At 31.7% G+C, this 22,569-nt stretch carries 17 protein-coding genes; 3 read left to right on the top strand and 14 right to left on the bottom strand.

Going from position 1 to position 22,569, the window contains the following annotated elements; translation table 11 throughout:
- Positions 1–5: 5 nt before the first annotated feature.
- The 5 genes from guaA to porU all read right to left on the bottom strand — a co-directional run bounded on the left by guaA (position 6) and on the right by porU (position 8,345).
- Positions 6–1,541, bottom strand: a complete 1,536-nt coding sequence (gene guaA / locus Q0662_RS07395) for a glutamine-hydrolyzing GMP synthase (protein ID WP_298948341.1) — start codon at positions 1,539–1,541, stop codon at positions 6–8.
- A 100-nt stretch (positions 1,542–1,641) separates the two neighbouring features.
- On the bottom strand, positions 1,642–2,706 hold the full coding sequence (locus Q0662_RS07390) for a 3-oxoacyl-ACP synthase III family protein (protein WP_298948340.1): 1,065 nt from the start codon (positions 2,704–2,706) through the stop codon (positions 1,642–1,644).
- 509 nt (positions 2,707–3,215) lie between these two features.
- Complete coding sequence (gene cdd / locus Q0662_RS07385) at positions 3,216–3,698, bottom strand: cytidine deaminase (RefSeq protein WP_298948339.1); 483 nt, start codon at positions 3,696–3,698, stop codon at positions 3,216–3,218.
- A 75-nt stretch (positions 3,699–3,773) separates the two neighbouring features.
- Positions 3,774–4,907 (bottom strand): type IX secretion system outer membrane channel protein PorV, encoded by a 1,134-nt coding sequence (porV, locus tag Q0662_RS07380; RefSeq protein WP_298948338.1) that lies wholly within the window; start codon positions 4,905–4,907, stop codon positions 3,774–3,776.
- Between the two features lie 45 nt (positions 4,908–4,952).
- The gene (gene porU / locus Q0662_RS07375) at positions 4,953–8,345 is read right to left on the bottom strand and encodes a type IX secretion system sortase PorU (protein ID WP_298948337.1); all 3,393 of its coding nucleotides are present in this window, start codon (positions 8,343–8,345) and stop codon (positions 4,953–4,955) included.
- Positions 8,346–8,547: 202 nt separating this feature from the next.
- On the opposite strand from porU, the gene gldJ reads away from it, so the two are divergent.
- Together gldJ and murF are read left to right on the top strand one after the other, a co-directional pair.
- On the top strand, positions 8,548–10,197 hold the full coding sequence (gene gldJ, locus Q0662_RS07370) for a gliding motility lipoprotein GldJ (RefSeq protein WP_298948336.1): 1,650 nt from the start codon (positions 8,548–8,550) through the stop codon (positions 10,195–10,197).
- Positions 10,198–10,263: 66 nt separating this feature from the next.
- On the top strand, positions 10,264–11,520 hold the full coding sequence (gene murF / locus Q0662_RS07365; RefSeq protein ID WP_298948335.1) for a UDP-N-acetylmuramoyl-tripeptide--D-alanyl-D-alanine ligase: 1,257 nt from the start codon (positions 10,264–10,266) through the stop codon (positions 11,518–11,520).
- On the opposite strand, the gene Q0662_RS07360 is transcribed toward murF, so the two are convergent.
- The 4 genes from Q0662_RS07360 to Q0662_RS07345 all read right to left on the bottom strand — a co-directional run bounded on the left by Q0662_RS07360 (position 11,510) and on the right by Q0662_RS07345 (position 17,279).
- Positions 11,510–12,364, bottom strand: a complete 855-nt coding sequence (locus Q0662_RS07360) for an N-acetylglucosamine kinase (RefSeq protein WP_298948333.1) — start codon at positions 12,362–12,364, stop codon at positions 11,510–11,512. The two genes, murF and Q0662_RS07360, sit on opposite strands and share 11 nt — an antisense overlap.
- A 147-nt stretch (positions 12,365–12,511) precedes the next feature.
- On the bottom strand, positions 12,512–13,630 hold the full coding sequence (locus Q0662_RS07355) for a Wzz/FepE/Etk N-terminal domain-containing protein (protein ID WP_298948332.1): 1,119 nt from the start codon (positions 13,628–13,630) through the stop codon (positions 12,512–12,514).
- A gap of 35 nt (positions 13,631–13,665) precedes the next feature.
- Positions 13,666–16,068 (bottom strand): SLBB domain-containing protein, encoded by a 2,403-nt coding sequence (locus Q0662_RS07350; RefSeq protein ID WP_298948331.1) that lies wholly within the window; start codon positions 16,066–16,068, stop codon positions 13,666–13,668.
- 104 nt (positions 16,069–16,172) lie between these two features.
- Positions 16,173–17,279 (bottom strand): glycosyltransferase family 4 protein, encoded by a 1,107-nt coding sequence (locus Q0662_RS07345; RefSeq protein ID WP_298948330.1) that lies wholly within the window; start codon positions 17,277–17,279, stop codon positions 16,173–16,175.
- A gap of 834 nt (positions 17,280–18,113) precedes the next feature.
- Here Q0662_RS07345 and Q0662_RS07340 point away from each other — a divergent pair.
- Positions 18,114–19,127 carry a phage integrase SAM-like domain-containing protein gene (locus tag Q0662_RS07340; RefSeq protein ID WP_298948329.1) on the top strand — a complete coding sequence of 338 codons (1,014 nt, stop codon included), beginning with the start codon at positions 18,114–18,116 and terminating at the stop codon, positions 19,125–19,127.
- 5 nt (positions 19,128–19,132) lie between these two features.
- Here the strand turns inward: Q0662_RS07340 and Q0662_RS07335 are convergent, their stop codons facing one another.
- The 5 genes from Q0662_RS07335 to rfbB form a co-directional block, all read right to left on the bottom strand.
- Positions 19,133–20,182 carry a nucleotidyltransferase family protein gene (locus Q0662_RS07335; protein WP_298948328.1) on the bottom strand — a complete coding sequence of 350 codons (1,050 nt, stop codon included), beginning with the start codon at positions 20,180–20,182 and terminating at the stop codon, positions 19,133–19,135.
- Positions 20,183–20,258: 76 nt separating this feature from the next.
- Positions 20,259–20,552, bottom strand: coding sequence for a hypothetical protein (locus tag Q0662_RS07330; protein WP_298948327.1), 294 nt, complete (start codon positions 20,550–20,552; stop codon positions 20,259–20,261).
- Between the two features lie 43 nt (positions 20,553–20,595).
- Complete coding sequence (locus Q0662_RS07325; RefSeq protein WP_298948326.1) at positions 20,596–21,021, bottom strand: adenylyltransferase/cytidyltransferase family protein; 426 nt, start codon at positions 21,019–21,021, stop codon at positions 20,596–20,598.
- Positions 21,022–21,031: 10 nt separating this feature from the next.
- Complete coding sequence (locus tag Q0662_RS07320; protein WP_298948325.1) at positions 21,032–21,508, bottom strand: phosphoheptose isomerase; 477 nt, start codon at positions 21,506–21,508, stop codon at positions 21,032–21,034.
- 6 nt (positions 21,509–21,514) lie between these two features.
- Positions 21,515–22,564: a dTDP-glucose 4,6-dehydratase gene (rfbB, locus tag Q0662_RS07315; protein ID WP_298948324.1), complete on the bottom strand. Its 1,050-nt coding sequence runs from the start codon at positions 22,562–22,564 to the stop codon at positions 21,515–21,517.
- Between the last annotated feature and the right edge of the window lie 5 nt (positions 22,565–22,569).

The following is a 22,569-nucleotide window of genomic DNA, read 5'->3' as shown; positions in this document are numbered from 1 at the left end:
ATATTTTATTCCCATTCTATCGTTGCAGGTGGTTTAGAACTAATGTCGTACACTACTCTATTAACGCCTTTTACTTGATTTATTATTTTATTGGATGTTTTTTGTAAAAATTCATACGGCAAATTTACCCAATCTGCAGTCATACCATCTGTACTTTCTACAGCTCTTAAAGCTACCACTTTTTCGTATGTTCTTTCATCACCCATAACACCTACTGAATTTACGGGTAATAACATCGCACCTGCTTGCCAAACTTTATCATACAAACCATCTTCTTTTAATCCGTTGATAAAAATAGCATCTACTTCTTGTAAAATACGAACTTTTTCGGCTGTAATATCACTTAAAATACGAATTGCCAAACCTGGTCCTGGAAAAGGATGACGTCCTAACAACTCAGCATCTATTCCCATAGAAGCACCAACTCTTCTTACTTCATCTTTAAAAATCATTTTTAAAGGTTCTACGATTTTTAATTTCATAAAATCTGGCAAACCACCTACATTATGATGACTTTTAATAGTTGCAGAAGGTCCACCATTTACAGAAACAGATTCTATAACATCTGGATAAATAGTACCTTGTGCTAACCAAGTTACGTCTGTGATTTGATGTGCTTCATCATCAAAAACTTCTATAAAAGCGTTACCAATGGCTTTTCTTTTCTTTTCTGGATCAGAAACACCTGCCAAAGCTTTTAAAAATCGCTCAGAGGCATCTACACCTTTTACATTTAAGCCCATTCCTTCATATTGTGCTAATACACTTTCGAACTCATTTTTACGCAATAAACCGTTATTTACAAAAATGCAATACAGGTTTTTGCCGATAGCTTTGTTTAGTAAAACTGCGGCAACAGTAGAATCTACACCTCCAGAAAGCCCTAAAACAACTTTATCATTTCCTACTTTTTCTTTAATTGCAGCCACGGTACTTTCTACAAATGAATCTGCTGTCCAAGTTTGGGCAACACCTGCTATTTTTACTAAGAAATTTTCTAATAATTGCTTGCCATCTGAAGAGTGATATACTTCTGGATGAAATTGAATTCCGTACGTTTCTTCTCCTTCAATTTTATAAGCAGCATTCGCAACATCTGCGGTACTTGCTAACAAAACACCCTTTGTTGGCAATTCTTTTATAGTATCTGAATGACTCATCCAAACCTGACTTCCTGGAGAAATATTTTCAAAGAAAAGCTCATTTTCTTTAATATATGACAAATTAGCTCTACCATATTCTCTCGTGTTAGATGGGGCTACTTTACCACCCGAAAAATGGGCTAAATATTGGGCACCATAACAAACTGCTAAAACTGGTTTTTTAGCTCTAATTTGAGATAAATCTGGATGTAAAACAAGGTCTCCTCTTACTGAATTTGGACTACCTGAAAGTATAACTGCTTTAAATTCTGATACATTTTCTGGTTGATGATTGTAGGGATGAATTTCACAATAAATGTTTAACTCTCTTACTCTTCTCGCAATTAACTGTGTGTATTGCGAACCGAAATCTAAAATAAGTACGTTATGTTGTTGCATGCGCAAAAATAATATTTTGATATTAGATTTACGTTATTAGATGCTATTTTTTTAAAGATATTCTATAGACTAATAGTTTACAAAAAATGAATGCTATTTTTTAAAAACGGTACACAATAGCATTAATATTCATACCTGCTCCTACAGAAGCCAATATAGCAACATCGCCTTTTTGTATTTCTTGATTTTCTATTTTACCATTTAAAACCAAATCTAATAAAGTAGGCACAGTGGCTACAGAACTATTTCCTAGTTTATGAATACTCATTGGCATCACACCCTCTGGGGCTTTCATTTTATAACGTCTGTAGAACCTTTTAATAATGGCTTCGTCCATTTTTTCGTTTGCCTGATGTATAAATATTTTTTTTACATCTTTAATATCTATGCCACTTTTGTCTAAAACAGATTGCATTGCAGCTGGTACATTTGTAATGGCAAATTCATAAATTTTTCTACCATACATTTTTATATAACGTATATTTTTATCTTCATTTGTATTGAACGACTTCCCAAAATGTAAAAAATAAGCTTCGTCTTTTGCAAAAGTTTGACTTGCATGACTTATAATTCCTGTTGAATCATCTGTTGTTTTTTCTACAATACAAGCACCTGCACCATCACTATAAATCATAGAATCTCTATCGTGTTTATCTACAACTCTAGACAAAGTTTCTGCGCCAATAATTAAACATTTTGTAGCAATACCAGCTTTAATAAAAGCTTGTGCTTGTATTACGCCTTCTATCCAACCTGGGCAACCAAAAAGTAAATCGTACCCCACACAATTGGGATTTGAAATACCCAGTCTATATTTTACTCTTGTTGCAATACTTGGTAACGTATCTCCCTGTATAGCTCCATGTTGCACATCTCCAAAATTATGTGCTACAATAATATAATCTATTTCTTCTGGATTTATATGTGCATTTTTAATGGCTTTTTCGGCGGCAAAAAATGCCAAATCAGAAGTTTTAAATTCAGGTTTTGCATAGCGTCTTTCTACAATACCTGTAATATCTTTAAATTTTTCGATGATAGAAGAGTTTTCTGACGAAAAAGCACTACCATCTTCATTTAAAAAATGACTATCTAAAAAAGCATTATTTTCTTTTTTAATAGTGGGTATAAAACTTCCTGTTCCGGTAATTTTTGAAGAAATCATAAAAAAATAAAATTTATAAAATCAAAAATATAAAAAAGTAACTTAAAAAATTACTATGCACGCATAGTAATGGAAAGTTCAATAAGAAAAAAAATAAAAAATAAAGGTATTAAAAATGAAGTTTAATTTAGATGCAAGCTCATTTTTAATGGCATACAGTGGCTATAGAGATGGTTCTTTTTCATTCTTTCTTTATTTTCTGTCTTAATTAAAACTCGCACTTATTATTTAAAATAAATACGATGTCCAACGAGTAAAATGTTATTTTAAAATTGCACAAAGCATTTTTATCTAGGTGTTTTTGCACGGTATTGTTTTTATAGGTTGTGGTGTCAAAAAAAAATATCGTTCGAAAAATTGAGTATCATTTCTAAGTGATGATCTAATGTATTATTGGTAACAATCTGCTAAAAAAAAGGAATCATTTTAGCATCAAAAAGTAATTTCTAATATAAATTTACCTTATTTTTTTCTTGGAGAAATCGGTAATTTCATTAATAAAATTCTTTTTATAAATAAGAGCCATCAAAGGAAAAAGGCAATAAATCTAATAAAGATTTTGTTTTTACAACCTCACCAACTTCCCCCATAAATAATACTTCGAAAGGTTGTTTTTGGTTAATTTCAAATTCTGACAATGTTTGTCTACAAGCCCCACAAGGCCCCACAGGTTTATTTACTTTAGAAATGGTAGAACTTGCTGAAATAGATAGTTTTTTAATTTTCACACCAGGAAACATTGTACCTGCATTCCATATTGCAACTCTTTCTGCACACATACCAGATGGGTATGCCGCATTTTCTTGATTATTCCCTAAAACAATTTGATTGTTTTCTAACAACAAAGCTGCACCAACGTTAAATTTAGAGTAAGGTGCATACGCATTGTGTCTGGCTTCTATGGCTTTTTGCATTAACAATGTATCTTCACCAGATAATTCTGTAATGTTTTTATACAGCGTTGCAGAGGCTGTAATTTTAATTTCCTTCATATTTTTGGTAAAAAAAGCAGTCTTAAAATGACTGCTTTAAATAATAGGATAAACTTAGTAAAAATTTACTAGTTTTTAAAAGTCTTCATAAAGTTCTCCTAAATCAAAAGATAGAGAAAAACGCAAAGAATTTTCTAGTGGATTATTTACATCTGAAGAATTGACCAAGTAGGATAAATCTATATTTAAAGCATTGGTTTTAAAACCGCCGCCTAAAGTAAAATATTGTCGGTTTCCTTTATCTTCACTTTCATGAAAATATCCTGCTCTTAAAGCAAATGCATTATTGTATAAATACTCGGCTCCTAAAGCATAGGTAATTTCTTTTAACTCTTCACTAAAACCTCCTGGGGCATCACCAAAAGAAGAAAAAATACCTTCAATAAAACCTGATTCATCATTTGCAGTTGGATTGTTTGGATCTGGAGTTGGTACTAGAAGTTTTGTAAATTCTACTGTAGTAGAAATGGTATTGTAATCGTCTAAAATAAAATCGAAACCACCACCTAATTTTAAGTTTGTTGGAATAAAATCTTCTTCTCCAGGAACATAAGATACTTTTGGCCCTATATTCGCAATATTAAAACCGAATCTATAACGACCATTAAAATTTCCATAATTTTCTTCTAAAGATTGATAATATCCAGAAATATCTACCGCAAAAGAATTGATAGGTTGTAATGCATTACCTGCGGTTCCGTTAAATGCTAAGTTTGATCGAATGTATTTTAAAGAAACACCCATTGCATAGGTTTCGCTTAATTTTAATGAGTAAGAACCTGTAGCAACAAATTCGTTTGGATTAATAGAACCAGTTGAATTTCCTTGATTGTCGGTTAAATCTATTTGACCTAAAGAAAAATATTTAAAATCTGCACCCCAAGCAGCATTTTCGCTAAACCTGTTTATGTAAGATCCACTTCCAATAAAAATATCGTCTGTTAAATTACGTAACCAAGGCGAATAGGTAATACCTGTTTTTATTTGTCTATTACTAAACGCTATTTTTGCAGGGTTATGAAACAATGACCATGCATCTGCAGTTGTAGCTACTCCCATATCTCCCATACCACCTGCTCTAGCATCTGGTACAATTAACAAAAAAGGCGTTGCTGTAGTTATACCACCAGTAACAGGTGTATTTGTTTGTGCTACGATTTTTGATGTTGCCAAACAAACAACCAATAAAAACATTTTTAAATTCTTCATTTTTAAAATTTATATTAATATATAGCTCTCGCAAATATCTACTTTTTATTGAAGTATTACTAATTTTTCATACTTTTCGGCAACTAAATTGCTCATTGTAGATTTTACTTTTAACTTGTAAACATAGACACCTTTTCCTATTTTATTACCAAAATCATCTAAACCATTCCAAGTAATATTTCTAGACAAATTACCAGTAGTTTGCACGTTTCTATTAATTGTTTTAATTAATTTACCTGAAACTGTAAATATTTGTACTTGTACTTCTAGGGGCTCGTTTGGTTTGTTATGGTTAAACCAAAACTCTGTATAATTTACAAATGGATTGGGATAATTTAAAACATTTTCTAAATTTAGAATGGCATCGCTTACAACCACAAAATGTAACGTGGTTTCTGATGAATTATTGTAAGTGTCCCAAGCTTTTATTTTTAAGGTGTGTGGTCCCACTTCTAAATCTCTTAATCTATAGGTTACTTTTCCTTTGGTAAAATCGTTTAATTCGGTTTCATAAAAGTCGTTTAACATGATGGGATTCGAGGTATCTCCATCTAAAACCGCAATAATATCATGATCTACAGCGGTGATAGAAGTATTAATTCCACTAGTATCAGACAGTACTGCTATTAAATTAGGGGAACTATTGGTATTGCCACCATCTATAAAAGATTCGTCGTTCATAAAAAGCTGAATTTCTGGCCCCACAGTATCATCTGGTGCATTTTCATCGATACCCCCCATTACAACATCAAAATTAGAACCCGCTTTTTCTATATTTCCATTTTCTGCATAAAAACTTAACTTTCCTTTACCATAAGCAATTTTGATATCTTTGGGTACAATAAAATCGAATTTAAATACACCGTTTTCTATAGTAGATTTCCCTCTAAATAGTTTGCTATCTTGCGTATCAAACTTCATTTTAACACCAAAATTATCGTTATCTAAAGTGGTTTTGTCTAAAGGTTTATCAAAAATTGTGGTCGATAAAGTGCCATTAAAATCATTTAGAATCGTATTTGTATTGTCTAAAACCACACCTTCAAAACTTACTTTAGAAAGTGCTTTTAAAGTATCTAAAGATTGGGTAATAGCTACCCCATTCATTTTTGTGATTTGCACGTTGGGTTCTGGTACAGCTAGTTTCATTGCTGGGTCTCCAAAAGAATAAATAAAAAATTTCTGAGAGTTTGTAAATTGGTTTTTCGCTTGTAACAAGGCTTCAGAAATTGTGTAATCTTCGTTATTAAACTCTAAAAGCAGTCGTATTAAAATTTCATTAAAACGCTGACCCACAGAAATATAAACTTCTCTTGTCGTGGTAATCATACTTGCCGCACCACCATTTTTATTCCACAATGTTAACTCGCCTGCAGTAATTCTACTAGGATTATCAAATCTAGAAAAATCGCAAGTAACGGTAATTAAAAGGGGTAATGTGTTGGCATTGTTAAATTCTTGAATTTGTGGTTTTTCTAAAATTCTTTCAGAGGCAAAACCATCTTCTCCTCCATGGCCAAAATAATCGAAAACCAAACTTCCTTTTTCTATGGCATTTGTAATGGCTTCATTTACCTCTGGATAACGTTCTCCTCCAGAAGAATTTTGCTGTACAAATGCATCAACATAAATTTTATTTAAATTAAAAATTGGTTTGTTTTGGGTAATTTCATCTGCGATAGATTCTACACCTTGTTGAATTACTTCTTCCCCAGTATCATCAATATCATCTGCTAGTAAAGTAATCGTGTTTCGCCAATCTCCGATGGAATTTTTATGGTAATAACTTAAAATTTTATCTACAACATCTTTGGCTTGCGCAACATCTGAAACAGGAATTCTACTCGAGGCAACATCTAAAGTATGAGAGGTTAACATCGTACCTTCATGAGCATCTAACATCACAAAGAAATCGTCTGTTACATAAGAACTTGCTAAATTAAAACTATTTTCAGATAATTTTACGGGTACAATATTATTGTTGGATGAAATTCGGTCTTTATAATCGTAAGAAGCATCTCCAAAAAAGCATACATATTGTAGTTTTGTATCTTCGGATGTATTTGTGGTATATAAATGTTTTAAAAAATCTCTAATCCCAGTAATGTCTCTCGATCCCGATGCAAATTCGTTATAAATTTCTTTTAAATGAACCACTTTTGTTGTTAAACCCGAATTAGTTTGATGGTAATCTGCCAATCGTTGTGCTTGAGAAGATAATTCATTATTTGTTATTATTAAATAATTGATGTCTTTTAAACTATGTAAATTCTGATTGGCAACTTTAGCATTTTTTATGGTTTCTGGGGTATAAAAATCAGTTTCATTTAACACAATATATTCCTTTAAAATACCACCAATATCTGTAAACATAAAATTGTTGCCTGTATCTTCATTGGTAATTATTTGTGGAGATAAGTGGTTGGAAACATCCCAAACTTGGTAAATTTGATTGGCGTTAGCTATTTGAAAAGCTACTGAAGTAGAAGCCTGAAACTGCTGAAAACTTCTAAATGAAAATTGATTATTGTTGGCTGCTAATTTTTTTTCGCCCACAATTTCTATAAAGTCCAAATAGGCATTTGCAGACGGATTCCCATTGTTATTGTAAGACATTTCTATTTGTATGGATTCAGAAGTATTTACAAAAGAAGCACTTCTTTCGGCTGTTAACGCTTTCGTTAAACCACCTGAAACTGCTGGGAAATTTATCGTATAAATAGCTGTATTATTCACTTTTACCGCCAATTCAGAAGACACCACAGAATTACTAACCCCCCTTGTTCTTACAAAAACCGGATTGTTGGCAACGGCATTTTTAAAAGGAATGGTAAAGGTTTGCGTATTTTCAATATTAAAATTATCATTAAAAAACCATTGGGTCCCTGCTCCTAAAAGATTCAATTCTTCTTTTTCATAAAAAATAAAATCAGTAAAAGTAGTAAGGCTTTCTTGTCCTGGATTGGTAATTGCTGGTTTGGTTGTTATTCTTTTACCCTCACTATTGCCAACCGTTATAAAATAGTAGGCTTTATCAGAATAAATATTTTGTCTATGTCTTGCGGTTTTTAAAGAGGGGTTTACCACCCAATCATGTGGTCCTTTTGCATAAAAAAGAATAAAATCGCTATTATTAAAAACACCATCTTGTTCTCCTTCAATATAAATTGCATTTTCCTGCAGGTCTTCGTTTCTAAAATCGCTATTTAAAACGGGTAAGAGATTACCACCATTCCCAAAAATTTTTAGATGTCTAGGATCTAAGTTATTGGTAGAAATACCAATATTTTCTAATAAATTTTTATCAATTTTAAAAACACCTGTAGTATCTACAGAAAATTTATACCAATCTCCAGTAGAAAGTACAGAATTAGCAGTTTGTGCAGTGGTAATTTGCACAAAAATTACAATAAAAAGTAGCTGTAAATAGGTTTTCATGAATAACTAATCAAATAACGCAAATTTATAAGAGATATTTTAATCGTTGCAAAGATAAATTATACTAAATTGATAAAGCATACGTTTGATAAAAAGTAATTGAAAACATGATGCATTAAAATTTATATTTTTCTTGTACTCAATGATATTTATTGTAAATTGCATCACATAAATAAAACGCAAAATAATTTTCTATTAGAAAATGAAAAAAATAGTAAAAATATCTTTAATTGTTTTAACAACAGTACTTTTAGCAAACTGTAATAGAGCTAAAAGTGGTAAATCTAGGTTAACAGGCTTGTCTTTTAATGATCCTAAAAACGGGGGGTATATTAGAAATAGTTCTTTTGAAGGGCAAGAACCTCCTTTAGGAATGGTTGCCATAGAAGGTGGGTCTTTTACAATGGGGCAAGTTCAGGATGATGTTATGTTTGATTGGAACACGACACCTAAAAAAATTCATGTACGTTCTTTCTTTATGGATGAGGCAGAAGTTACCAACTCTGAATATTTTTTGTATGTACAGTATATAAAAGATGTTTTTCCTCCTTCTGAAGAACAATACAAACATATTTATAATGCTGTTTTACCAGATACTTTGGTTTGGAGAAAAAGTTTAGGAAATACAGACATTTTAACAGAAAATTATTTTCGCCATCCAGCATATGCAGATTATCCTGTAGTAGGCGTAACTTGGTTACAAGCAAACGAATATTGCAAATGGAGAACAAATGCAGTAAATCTTAAAAAATTAATAGACAAAGGGCACATCAAAAACATTTTTGAAATGGATTCTATTAGAAATCATTTTGATACAGATGTGTTTTTAGCAGATGATTCAAATCTTTTTGAAGGAGATACTACAATTTACCAAAGAGGTGTTAAATCTAGAATGTCTTCAAGAAAAAAAGGCTCTGGCTCTTTTCAAGGAAGAAAAATTACCCAAGCAGACGGTATTTTACAACAGAGATTTAGATTGCCTACCGAAGCCGAATGGGAATTTGCAGCAAAAGCAATATTAGAAAACAGAGAGTATAATAATATTAGAGGTAGAAAAAAATATGCCTGGAATGGAAAATACACCAGAGCAACATCAAAAGGTTCTAGAGGAGATCAATTGGCAAACTTTAAACAAGGTAGAGGACAATATAGCGGGTTACCTGGCTGGAGTTCTGATGGTGCTGATATTCCTAATATAATTAAATCGTACCCACCAAATGCTTTTGGTTTGTATGATATGTCTGGTAATGTTTCAGAATGGGTTGCAGATATTTACAGGCCTATTATAGATGACAAAGCAAACGATTTTAACTATTTTAGAGGAAACTTGTTTACCAAAAAAATGATTAATCAAGAAGGTAAAGTTGTTATTGTGGGTAAGGGTGCACAGGTTGAATACGATACGTTACCTAATGGAAGCGTTATTCCGAAACAATTACCTGGCGCTATAAAATACATACCAATTACAAAAAGTGATGCCGCATTTAGAACAAACTTCTCTAAAGCTGAAAATGGAAATATTGGAGATGGAGATTTAAACTCTACACGTTTTTACCAAGATGATGCTGATCGATTTGCATCTAGGCCCAATATGTATAATGCACCCAAAAAACCTAAATTTAAAGGAGACTCTTTAGAAATTGACGCTAAGAAACGTAGAACTTTAATTAGTGATGAAACAAGAGTTTACAAAGGAGGATCTTGGGCAGATAGAGAGTTTTGGTTAGACCCTGCACAAAGAAGATATTTGCCAGAGTATATGGCAACTAATTTTATTGGCTTTAGATGTGTTACAGATAAATTAGGCCCAATGACCAATAATAAAAGAACAGCTAGACATACCATAAGATAGTCTATTTAATAAAATTTTTAAAACCTCAATGTTTTTTTTCATTGAGGTTTTTTTTATCTTTATTTTATGAATATTAAAGAAATTTACAACTTATATACGAAAGATTTTCTGGTGGATACAGATACTAGAGCTATTAGAAAAAACACCATTTTCTTTGCCTTAAAAGGAGCAAACTTTAATGGAAATAAATTTGCAGAAGAAGCTTTAAAAAAAGGAGCGCGTTATGCCATTATAGATGAAAAAAAATACAACTCTAGTCATAGAACTATTTTAGTAGAGGATGTTTTAAAAACGTTGCAACAGTTAGCCAACTACCATAGAAGCCAATTAGCGATACCAATTATTGGTTTAACAGGTAGTAATGGTAAAACAACTACTAAAGAACTAATCAATTGTGTACTTTCAAAAAAGTATAACACAACTGCAACAAAAGGCAACTTAAACAACGCTATTGGTGTACCTTTAACCTTATTATCTATGACTCCCAAAACAGAAATTGGTATTGTAGAAATGGGGGCAAATCATCAAAAAGAAATCGCTTTTTTGGCAACAATCTGCGAACCCGATTATGGGTATATCACTAATTTTGGAAAAGCTCATTTAGAGGGTTTTGGCGGCGTTAAAGGGGTTATTAAAGGTAAAAGCGAGTTGTATGATTTTTTAATTGAACATAAAAAAACAGCTTTTGTAAATCCTGAGGATTCCATTCAAGTTGAAAAAACAAAACATTGTAAAACCATTTATTTTTTAAATGATGTAAGCCTAGTAAAAGCAAGCCCATTGGTAACTGTAAAACTCAGTACCCAATTTATCAATTCTAATTTAATAGGAAAATACAACTATACAAATATTGCTGCAGCCATTACCATTGGAAATTACTTTAAGGTAAACAACAAACAGATACAAGAAGCTTTAGAAGCCTATATTCCAAGAAACAATAGATCTCAAATTATTGAGAAAAAAAACAATAAAATAATTTTAGATGCATACAATGCAAACCCATCTAGCATGCAGGTAGCTTTAGATCATTTTTCTAATTTAAAAGAATCGCCTAAAACGGTTATTTTAGGAGATATGTTCGAATTGGGAGTAGAAAGTAAAAAAGAACATCAAGCAATAGTAAACTTAGCAGACAGTAAACTTTTTGAAAATACTTTTTATGTGGGAGAAAACTTTGATAAGAGTACTACTAAAAATCATCAATTTAAAAGTTTTGAAGAGTTGCAAAATTATCTGCAAAAAAAACCTCTAATAAACCAAATTATATTAATTAAAGGTTCTAGAGGTATGAAATTAGAAAGAGTTTTAGAATTTATAGATTAATGTTATTTTTATGATATGCTAACAAACGATCTATAGGCCTTTGTATTACCTCGGTAATTTGTAAGCCATGTGTATTGGCAACACTTTCTAAAATATCGCTAAAATAATGGGCTATCGAGCCTATAAAATAGATAGATGTTTGGCTGTTGATATCATAGGGTAAAACTCGGTATTTAAAAAACTCTTGAAATCCCTTTTTAATGAGACTCTTGATATAGTCATCGTCTTTAAAATCGAACATAAATTTAGCAAAGGTTGCTAAATACATATTAGGGTTTGCTTCTTTATAAATGTTCTTTTTTATATGATCTGCTTCTAAATTAAATTCGTTTTCAAACTTTTTAGAAATAGCTGCGGGCATACTTTTATAGTAATAATCTATAAGTAATTTTTTTCCAAAATAATTCCCACTAGCTTCATCCATTAAAATATATCCTAAAGAAGGCACTAACATATTCATGTGTTGCCCATCAAAGTAACAACTATTAGAGCCTGTACCTAAAATACAAACCATTGCAGGGTCTTTACCGGTAGCTGCATATACAGCGGCCAACATATCTTCAGAAACCACCACGCTTGCATTTACAAAAATGTTTTCTAATATATTTTTTAAAATAGCTGTGGGCTTTGGAGTACCACATCCAGCTCCATAAAAATGAATTTCTGTAACATCCTCTTTAATATGAATAAGTTGAAACATATTAATAATTCTGTTATGTAACTCTTCTTCTGGCACAACAGCCGGATTTAGCCCTAGAGTTCGTACTCTAAACACTTCATTTTTCTCATTATTTATAGCAATCCAATCTGCTTTTGTAGAGCCACCATCTGCAATTAAAATCATATCTAAAAAATTTAAATCAAAGATATAATAACTTCTTTCACAAAACAACAGGCTAAAAAACTTCAATCGTTTTCGCTATAAAATAAATGTGTAAAATTAAAATATATGGTTTGTAAAAGAAAACAATTATAATTAAGGTCTTAGAATTTATGCTTCCTTAGCCGTCCATTGTTTTTTAAAGTCTATCCACCAATCTTTAAAAAGAAGATAGCCTAAGCTAAGAATAATTCCTAAAAACATATAAATAATCAATATAAGTGCTCTTTTAGGACCCGTTTTCTCTTTAGGTATTGTTACGGGTTTTAATATGGTAAAAATAGGTGTATCTTTTTTTACCTGTAAACGCTGTGTTTCCAATTGTTTTGCCAATTCAGTATACACCGTAAAAGCTAAATCATAATCAGATTGTAATTGCAATAATTTAGTTTTTGCCACAGCCGTATTTATAGCGTTATTTTGGTCTTGAAATAAAGCTAGCTTTAATTTGATATCGTTAAACTCTTGTTGCTTTTCTAAGTAGCGTTCTTCTATATAATTTAGTTGCTCTTTCGATTTTTGTGTCTTAAACTGCAAAGCATATTGTTGTAATAACTGTTGAGACCTCAAAGCCAATTGTGCACTAGCCTCTGGTTCTGGCAGCGTTACTGCAATAGAAATAAACCCTTCTTTAGCATTTACCTCAAGATTAATCTGACTTTCTAACAGTTTTATCAAGTCACTTTCTGCTGCAGAAATGCTAATAATTTGATTGTTAGATTTAGAAGTGCCTATTCCTGCCTCATCATCACTACCTTTGGCGAATGAAATGAGTAGACCTGGCAAACCAATTGTATATTTTTTTAAAGTCGCTAGCACTCCTGGATTATAAATGGTCTCAAAATATTCTTGGTAACTAACTAAACTATCTTGTCCTTCAATAGTCAAGGGAGTTTTTAGTAACTCTAACTGAAAAGGAATACTATTCACTATTTTAGGGTACAATGTTGGAGAAATTTCAGCAGCTGAACTTCCAGTACCAGATAAATTAATTCCTGCCAAAGAGGCCAAGCTTCCTAAATTACTACTCACAGATTTTCCTTCAGTTACGGGAACTATCGTAGAAGAAGCCGTGTAGGTATTTTTAGAAAAAATAGCAATAAAAAAACCTATAATTGTAAAAATAACAAGGGTTTTAATAACAAAACGACGTCCTTTCCAAAACTTTTTTAACAGGGCAATGATATCGATAGTGTCTTCTTCTAGAGCAGGATTCGTGTTTTGATTCATAAATAGTGCATTAAAGTTTTATAAAACATCTTTAGTTATTGAGTTAAAGATCTAATAATTAAGGCTAAAGTAGCAATCGACGAAGTAATTCCTAATACTTCTTGGGTAGACATTTTTTCCTTAGCTACTTTTGTGGGGATAAAAACATCTGCACCTGGCGCTAGTTTAGGGTAAAATGTAAAAAATAAAAATCGAGATACGGTTTTAATTTGACCGTTACTGTAGCGTACAAATATCTTTGATTTTTTTGCCGCATCTGTAAACCCTCCAGAACTATTTACATAATCTTTTAAACGATATTCTTTTCTATATTTTACTAAAGATGGAACCAGTACTTCTCCTGACACCTGAACGGTCTCTTTAATTTCTGGGATCACTAACTCATCACCCTCTAACAAGATCAAATCACTATCGGCCCCTGGATTTTGCATAATTTTTTCTAAATCAATACCAATAGAAGTAACATTACTTTTTGAAAATTCCTTTAATTTATCAACCCCGACATCTTCACTTTCTACATTATAAATTAATTTTTTTATAGGATTGTCTTCAATTTTTCTAAACAAGGTTGCGCCTTTCAAATAGGCAAATTCGGTAAGCCCTCCTGCTCTCTTTACCAAATCAGAAATACGTTCATTTTTATTTTCTAACACATAAGCACCACTATAATTTACCTGTCCAGTAACCTTTACATATTGTTGCGCTGCATAGCCCTTCAAAGAACGTACGTTTATTTGGTCAAAAGGCTCTATGTAAAACGGAGTTCCATTGTTTAATGCTAAATTAGTTTCAGAAGATAGGGTAAACAATTTACTCAAAGTTTTAAAACTTCCATCTTTTAAGCGCCTAGAAATAGTGATGTTATTGGGATCAGCCCCCTCCTTAAGCCCACCAGACAAGGCAATTACATCTTCTATTTGCATTTTAGAAACAAAAGCAAGCGTATCGGGTTTATTAACCGCTCCTTGAACAAGAATAGTTCTTGGTTCTCTCAAATTATCTTTGTTAAATATCTGAACTACATCATTATTTTGTAAATCGATGTCTGTTTTCTCAGCTAAAATGGCTGCCACAGAAAAGGGTATATTTTCTTGGTAAGTGTTATCATAATTTCGAGTTATAATCCCTCTAGTTAAAAAAGCTTCTGGCGTTATCCCATCAGCCTTTAACAAAAGACCTCGTAAGGTCATGTTGGGAAGTAGCTCATAGTTTCCAGGTCGATACACTTCTCCTAAAACGGTCACTTTATTTTTGTAACGATCTAAAACTTCTTGCACTAATATTTTATCTCCTGCTTTGATTTCAAATTGTGAGGCTTCAGACAATTTTACTTCCTTTACCACTTTTTGTGTACCGTCTAAGCGTTCTAAAATTAATAAATCAGTATAAGCTTTAGAAGTAAAGCCCCCAAAATAGGCGATCAAATCAGATAAGGTTTGCCCCTCTTTTAACTCGTAAATACCTGTTCTTTTTACAGCACCTTCTACAGTAACTAAATTTTGATAAGGGCCTACCAACAAAACATCTTGGTCTTGTAATTTAAAATTCCCCTTTTGTGTGCCATCCAATAAATAGTCGTAAATATCTAAGGTAGCAATGGTTTCATTTTTACGAACTAACTTTACCTCTCTAAAGGTCCCCATTTTATTTGGACCTCCTGCCACATACAAGGCATTTAAAACCGTAGACAATGAATTTAAGGCATAGGTTCCTGGGGCTTTTACCTCTCCTATAATATTTACCTGCACCGTTCTAATTTTAGATACGGTAATATTTGTAGAGATATGGCTGTAACTATCTTTAGGAGCACCAATACCTGCGTGCTTCTTTTTTAATTTTGTGCTTATTTTTTTTCTTGCGGCTTCTAAAGAAAAACCGTTTACATAAATAAAACCAACCCCATTAATTTTTATGTTTCCACGTCGGTCTACACGAGCAGTATAGGTGATTTCTGAGGCACCCCATAAATCTATCATCAATTCGTCACCAGGCCCTATTTGATAATTATCGGGTACAGCAATGTTAACACTAGGCGTAAACGAAATTTTTGAATTATTAAAAAAATCATACCCAAAAGGGGCATTCGTATTTTTCTTTTTACCAATCACTTTATCAGCTTGAACGCCGTATGCCTCAGAGACATCACTAGTAATTGGAGTAGAATCTGTAAGGTTTTTTGCTTGTTTATCTACCGTATTTAAGCCATACACTCTTCGTTTAAATTCGGCTACTTTACTGGCAGAAACGCCTTGCGCTTTCGCTAAAGTTTCTAGTTGACTCATAGAATAACCCTCTTTTTGAATACGCCCCCAATAGGTAGCTATTTGTTCATCAGACAAAGAACTAATGTCTAGGTTTTTAATATCACCGAGACCTTGCGTAAAAACAATGGCAGAAATAAAAACAAAATAAATTGTTACTAGGAATTTTTTATTCAAAATAATAATATTTTTTTTTACAAATTTAATCATTTAAGTTTTTTTAAATTGAATTTGATAAGAAGTTTTTCGTTTCCATACTAAAAGATGCGCTGCTATAGATTCTAAATAGGTTTTTCATCATTTTTATTTGGCAGGCTTGAAACTTTTTTACTAATGAAAGAAAAGGAATATAAAATCAATAGAATCAATAAAAGTAAAAGGAACGACGAAGCTAATAACCCAAAATAGCGAATGGCGTTAAACATCATGATAACAATAAGTATATTTACAATACCCATTGTAATGGAAGCTTTTTTGTGCGTAAGCCCTACATCTACTAAAACATGATGAATATGTTTTCTATCTGCTGAAAAAATACCTTTATTATTGATAAACCTAATAAATATTACTCTAACAATATCCAATGCGGGTATTAATAAGACACTTAATAAAAACAAAGGCAGCTCTTTCCTAGAAATTATAATCTCAGAAACAGGTTCAATATCAAGAGATAATAATCTCATGGTCAACATACCTAAAACCAATCCAACTAAAAGAGAGCCTGTATCTCCCATAAATATTTTTTTTCTAGAAGAAAAATTATAGCGTAAAAATGAAAGTATCATAGCCAATAGGCACACACAAATTCCTAAATAAAAATACAATTCTAAACTATAAAATAACAACCCAAAGGTAGTTGTAATAACAATTCCTATAACAGAGGCCATACCATCTATCCCGTCAATTAAATTGTAAGCATTTATAAGACCAATGAGTAAAAAAACACTTAGCAACACAGAAATAAGAGGGTGTATTTCTTCGATCCCTAAAAACCCATGTAGTGTGGTTATTCTAAATTCTGTATAAAACATCAAAATGCCAACAGAAATAAGCTGACCTAACAACTTCATTCTTGGAGAAATGTTTTTAGAATCGTCTTTAAGCCCTGTAAAAAAAATAATAGAAAGAGAGGTAGCAAGAGCAATAATTATAGAACCTGTTTCCCATTTTTGAGTTAAAAACAAAGTAAACAATATAGAAATATAAAAGGCGATACCTCCAAAAGTAGGCACACTTTTTTGATGAGAACTTCTGTAATTCGGGGTGTCAATTAAATCAAATTTTAAGCTAATAACTCGTATTTTAGATAACACAAAAAAGCTTATTGTAAAAACAAAAATACTTAATAAAAATAAATAGTATTCTGGTTTAAAATTTTCAATCAGCATTAATATTTTTTTTTTTGCAAATATAATACATATAAATTTATTTTCTTAACTTAAATAAATAAGATCCAAAAACCAAAAACCATCAACCAACATATGGGAGTTCTATTTTAGATTATATTCACTTATGGTTATGCTTTTTAATGAATATAAGTACTAGAATAATATTCATATAGTGAACAAAACGTCTTAAAAATTATAACAACAGTCCTTAATAAAATTGTCAAAAAATTTAGAAAATTGTTCTCATTGCAGTTTTTAGTTCATCTTATTGTAAGAGATAATCGAGAGGTAGAATATCTTTCAAGTGGTTCCTAATTTGCATGTAATAGTAATCGGCAAACAGAAATTTTAATACCCTATAAAATTTACCATAAAGTTTATTAAATGATTCTAATCGGTACTTATATTTCTCAATGAATCCTGAAGATAACCCATGGAAGAAGTTTAAAAGTAATAAATATGAAAAAGCTTTTGCAGATGTATTTATGGAACGTTTGAGGTGATTGGGGAATGAGGGTGGATAGGTGTTCAAAACCTATAAGAAAACCTGTAATTTTTAAAATCTCATGGCCGTTTCGTAATGAAACATCTATCCGAAATAATATAAAACACTGCAAAATCATTTGTTTGTTTAAAGTAAATTGACTACAGTCCGTAGTCTTTTCAAAAATAAATCACTATAACTCCTTTATAATCTGATATTTAACTTTTGTATTTTAAATAAATAACGTATATTGAAGTAAGATAACTTGTTATAATTTAGCTCATATTTTGTTTAATTATAAATAAACACAAGTTATATTTATGTTAAATAATTAAAATAACATACGTTATATGCACGTTAATTTCTATAAAAAACCACAAAAGACACATAAGACACTCATAAAAGTAGAAAAATCTGTCTTATTTTTAGACTATTTAGATCATTTTATTTCTAATTCTGCCACAAAAAGAGTTCAAGGATATGGAACGGTGGGTTTGGCACATAATACCATTCGGACGTATAAATCTTTGTTTCGGATTGTAAAAGCCTATGAATTTGAGAAATCAGAGAAACTGTACTTGAATTCTATTGATAAATATACCGCTGAATCTTTTACTCGTTTTCTAAAAATTGAACAGCAGTATAGTGATAATTACTGCGGTCAGCTCTTAAAATTATTGAAGATTATTTTAAGAGATGCTGAGAAAAGCGGATTAGAAGTGCACCCCTATTCCAATTATATTGAGTCTTTTAAGCAGAAGAGTTCCGATCGAATTCTTCATATTTTAAATCCATCTGAAATAAAAGCATTAAAGGGATTACAGAATATCCCTGAAGTATATACAGATAGTTATAATTGGTTATTGATTGGTTTGTGTATCGGGCAGCGAGTCTCAGATCTATTAAAGTTGAGCCCGGATAATCTTAGAAAAGCACCGGCAGGATTGTATATAGATATCTTACAACAAAAAACAAAGAAAGCAGTGACTGTTGGTGTTGCAGATCCTTTAGTGATTGAACTATTAGAGAATGAGTTTCCAAGAAAAGTATCTCAAGTAGTATTTAATAAACAGATAAAGGCACTTTGTAAAATGGCGAGAATTGATGGATTGGTGTCTGGGTTTAAGAACAACCCGAAGACAAGAAGAAAAGAAATTGTAGATGCGCCGAAGTATGAATTTGTGACCTCACATATTATGCGACGTTCTTTTGCGTCTAATTATTATGGGAAGATTGAAACGCCGCTGCTAATGAATATCACTGGGCATTCTAAAGAGAGTACTTTTCTGACTTATATAGGTACGCATCAAAATAAAGATGCACTGGCAAATTTATTTATGCAACAGGCGGGAGTTATTTGGTAATGATATTATTTTAAACCTAACTGAACGAGTTTTTCTTTGTACCAATTTTTATCGGTTACTCTTTTAAATAACCAAACACGATACTCTTTGTACATTATGGACTTATAAAGAATGTTTACTCTAGTTTTTAAAAATAGATAAACCTTAATGCGTTTGTGTCGTCTTTTAGTTGTTTTCCTGTTGGTAAACTGACTGTTAAAAACACTCAAATAGGAAGCAGTTTTTTTTGTTATGTTGTATTCTAAACTATCTACGGAATTAAAAACCTCATAGCAAGCAGCTAAAAAACAATGTAAAGGTTGGCTTAGCTTGTCTAAAGTATTAACCGCCTCTTTTGCATTTGTTTTTTTAGACAATAAAAAAACATCATAGGCATTACGTAAGGCCATTGTTTTGTAATAAAAACCATAGTCATTTATTTGATTGGCTATAATAGATAAGTTTAATTTGTTGGCATAACTCAAGACAGTAACTCCTTTTTTAATCTGACTGTCTTTCTCTATAAAGCTGTAATTAAATTCCTTAGTATATTTTTTTATATCTAAAAGCGCTGAGTGAATTTCGATAGCTGCAATGCTATTCTTTTTTTGAAGTCTTCTATAATGTTTCTGAGCATCAGGAAAATAATATTTATACTTATTTACTTCAGAATACCCGAACTCTTTTAAAAAAGCAATCGCTTTTGGATAGTCTTCTTTTGAGAAAATAAAATCGATGTCCCCCACCATTCGTTCATCAATATCATCGTAGATTCCAGCTAATAGATTTCCGGTTCCTTTTAAAAATATAGGTCGAATGTTATTCGCTAATAATAGGCTATTTAGGTCTTTTGCCTGTTGAATGATTTGTCTATTCCTATCTCTATTTAAATCGGTAATATGCTCCATGTAGCTCACCAACTCTTGAGGTAAATACTGCAAGAAATCTGCGCGTTTTAAATTACAATACAATGCCGGAAACACATAATGGGCTGTACTCACTTTTACAACAGCATCCCAGTCTATAGATGTTGATTCTAATTGCTTTTCTATTTCTTGTCTATTTTTTTCTTCCAAAGAAATAGTCAAACATTTGGCAATAAAAAAAAGGATTTCTTTATAATTCAATTAATTCTCTTTTGACTTTAAAAAATTATTTGGTTGGATCTGGATCTTGATTGAAGTGATCTTCTCTTTTCTCTTTTAATTGTTCTAGGGTAAATTTGTCTCGTACAGACTTTGTTTTTGGGAAGATATAATTAGACAGGGTTACAAAAACTTTTACCCGTTCTGTTTTGGTGAGTTTTTCTTGGTTTATTAGCAAATCATCCAAAACCTTTTCATAGAGCATTTCCATCTTTTCTTTAATGGAAGGCCCTTCTTTTTTTGCAGGACCTCTTTTAGATTTTTTTCCTGCTTTCTTTGCGGATTTTGGATCGAATGGCATGTTTGTTAAAATTAAATTCTAAACCAAATGTAACCAAAAAAGTTTACTTCTTTAACAACCAACTACTAGACTGTATTTTATCACCTAGACCATCTACCAAGTTAATTCCCATTTGATCACAGATAGGTCTTTCTGGACAAATATCATTAGTTTGGTCTCCTCCATTGGCAAAACTCAAATCATAGGTATCACCAAAGTCTAGGGCTATCTTTTCAATGGTTTTACAGACGGTTCTGTCTTGGTCTATAGACAACACACAATGATCTACAGATTTTATATTAGAGACGATAAAAACACGCTCTTGCTCTTGTTGAAATTCCTTAGATCCTTTTAATGCTCTTTGGAGATCGTTATTTACAATCACAAATAATTCATCTGCCAATGCTTTCGCATTGTTAAAATATTCAATATGTCCTTTATGTATTGGATTAAAATATCCTGACACAATCATTCCTTTTTTCTTACTCATGTACTGTTTTTTATCTTCCAAAATCGTCTTGCACTCTTATAATATCGTCTTCATCTGAAGGATGGTTAGCATCGGTATGTTGCCAAATTTCTGCTACTACTGAAGTTTCGTTTAAGCCAATTAAACGGTGACGCTCTCCTTGCTTTAAAATGATTTGATCCCCTTCATTATATTCTTTCATATCATTTTCTTCATCAGAATCACTTCTAATAATCCCAGCAGTTCCTTTGTATACTTGCCAAATTTCTGCACGTCTGTTATGATATTGCCAAGACAAGCGAGCATTGGGTTTTACTATCAATATTTTTGGACTCAGTTTCCCACCAATTTTCAAGGTGTTTACGTCTAAACCTTCAAAAAATTTATTAGAAAAATCTTGTGCTTGACTTTCATCAATCACTAAAAATCCTCCCCAAGGTCTTTCAAAATCATACGATATTACGTTGAATCCAAAAGATTCGATTTCTTTTTTTATTTCTTGATACATGTATTTCTATTTAGTGTACATTTTTTGATAATATGCTTGATAGTCTCCAGAGGTTACGTTAGCCATCCATTCTTGATTTTCTAGATACCATTTTACGGTTTTCTCTATCCCCTCCTCAAATTGCAAAGAAGGTTCCCAACCCAATTCTTTTTTTAGTTTTGTAGAGTCTATTGCATACCGTAAATCATGACCTGCCCTATCAGTAACATAGGTAATGAGTTTGTCAGAAGCTCCTTCTTCCCTTCCAAGTAAACGATCTACGGTTTTAATCATCACTTTAATCAAGTCAATATTTTTCCATTCATTAAAGCCTCCAATATTATATGTTTCCGCTAATTTACCCTTGTGAAAAATAACATCAATTGCTCTTGCATGATCATCTACAAACAACCAATCTCTCACATTTTCTCCTTTTCCATAAACTGGTAGTGGTTTATTATTTACAATATTGTTTATAAATAACGGAATTAGTTTCTCAGGAAACTGATACGAACCATAATTATTGGAACAATTAGAAATCACAACAGGTAATCCATAGGTATCCGCAAATGCTCTAACAAAATGATCTGAAGACGCTTTAGAAGCAGAGTACGGAGAATGAGGATCGTAGGCTGTTTCTTCTGTAAAAAAACCTTCCTCTCCCAAAGATCCATAAACTTCGTCTGTAGACACATGATAAAATAAATGATTGGTAAAATTACCATTCCAATGTTCTTTTGCAGCTTGCAATAAACTAAGTGTACCCATAACGTTGGTCTGTGCAAACGAGAACGGATCTTTAATAGATCGGTCTACATGAGATTCTGCTGCTAAGTGAATTACATCTGTAATGCTATATTCTTTAAACAGCACTTTCATTCTATCAAAATCACAGATATCTTCTTTAAGAAAATGATAATTTTTATAATGTTCAACATCTCTTAAGTTTTCTAAATTTCCTGCATAGGTTAATTTATCAAGATTGTATATGTTATAATTTGAGTATTTATTTAAGAACAAACGAACTACATGTGAGCCTATAAATCCTGCACCTCCCGTGATTAATATATTTTTCATAGTTT

Origin of the sequence: uncultured Polaribacter sp. (genome assembly GCF_947503855.1) — a bacterium.
In the GTDB taxonomy this organism is placed as follows: domain Bacteria; phylum Bacteroidota; class Bacteroidia; order Flavobacteriales; family Flavobacteriaceae; genus Polaribacter.
This window is presented reverse-complemented; position numbering and strand designations above follow the sequence as displayed.

Excerpts from the sequence above, each read along its gene's own strand:
- porU (WP_298948337.1), bottom strand. The coding sequence starts at position 8,345 with ATGAAAACCTATTTACAGCTACTTTTTATTGTAATTTTTGTGCAAATT.
- cdd (WP_298948339.1), bottom strand. The coding sequence starts at position 3,698 with ATGAAGGAAATTAAAATTACAGCCTCTGCAACGCTGTATAAAAACATT.
- rfbB (WP_298948324.1), bottom strand. The coding sequence starts at position 22,564 with ATGAAAAATATATTAATCACGGGAGGTGCAGGATTTATAGGCTCACAT.
- Q0662_RS07355 (WP_298948332.1), bottom strand. The coding sequence starts at position 13,630 with ATGAATCAAAACACGAATCCTGCTCTAGAAGAAGACACTATCGATATC.
- Q0662_RS07360 (WP_298948333.1), bottom strand. The coding sequence starts at position 12,364 with ATGATTTTAATTGCAGATGGTGGCTCTACAAAAGCAGATTGGATTGCT.
- Q0662_RS07330 (WP_298948327.1), bottom strand. The coding sequence starts at position 20,552 with ATGCCATTCGATCCAAAATCCGCAAAGAAAGCAGGAAAAAAATCTAAA.
- Q0662_RS07345 (WP_298948330.1), bottom strand. The coding sequence starts at position 17,279 with ATGCTGATTGAAAATTTTAAACCAGAATACTATTTATTTTTATTAAGT.
- Q0662_RS07325 (WP_298948326.1), bottom strand. The coding sequence starts at position 21,021 with ATGAGTAAGAAAAAAGGAATGATTGTGTCAGGATATTTTAATCCAATA.
- guaA (WP_298948341.1), bottom strand. The coding sequence starts at position 1,541 with ATGCAACAACATAACGTACTTATTTTAGATTTCGGTTCGCAATACACA.
- murF (WP_298948335.1), top strand. The coding sequence starts at position 10,264 with ATGAATATTAAAGAAATTTACAACTTATATACGAAAGATTTTCTGGTG.
- porV (WP_298948338.1), bottom strand. The coding sequence starts at position 4,907 with ATGAAGAATTTAAAAATGTTTTTATTGGTTGTTTGTTTGGCAACATCA.
- Q0662_RS07340 (WP_298948329.1), top strand. The coding sequence starts at position 18,114 with ATGCACGTTAATTTCTATAAAAAACCACAAAAGACACATAAGACACTC.
- Q0662_RS07390 (WP_298948340.1), bottom strand. The coding sequence starts at position 2,706 with ATGATTTCTTCAAAAATTACCGGAACAGGAAGTTTTATACCCACTATT.
- Q0662_RS07320 (WP_298948325.1), bottom strand. The coding sequence starts at position 21,508 with ATGTATCAAGAAATAAAAAAAGAAATCGAATCTTTTGGATTCAACGTA.
- gldJ (WP_298948336.1), top strand. The coding sequence starts at position 8,548 with ATGAAAAAAATAGTAAAAATATCTTTAATTGTTTTAACAACAGTACTT.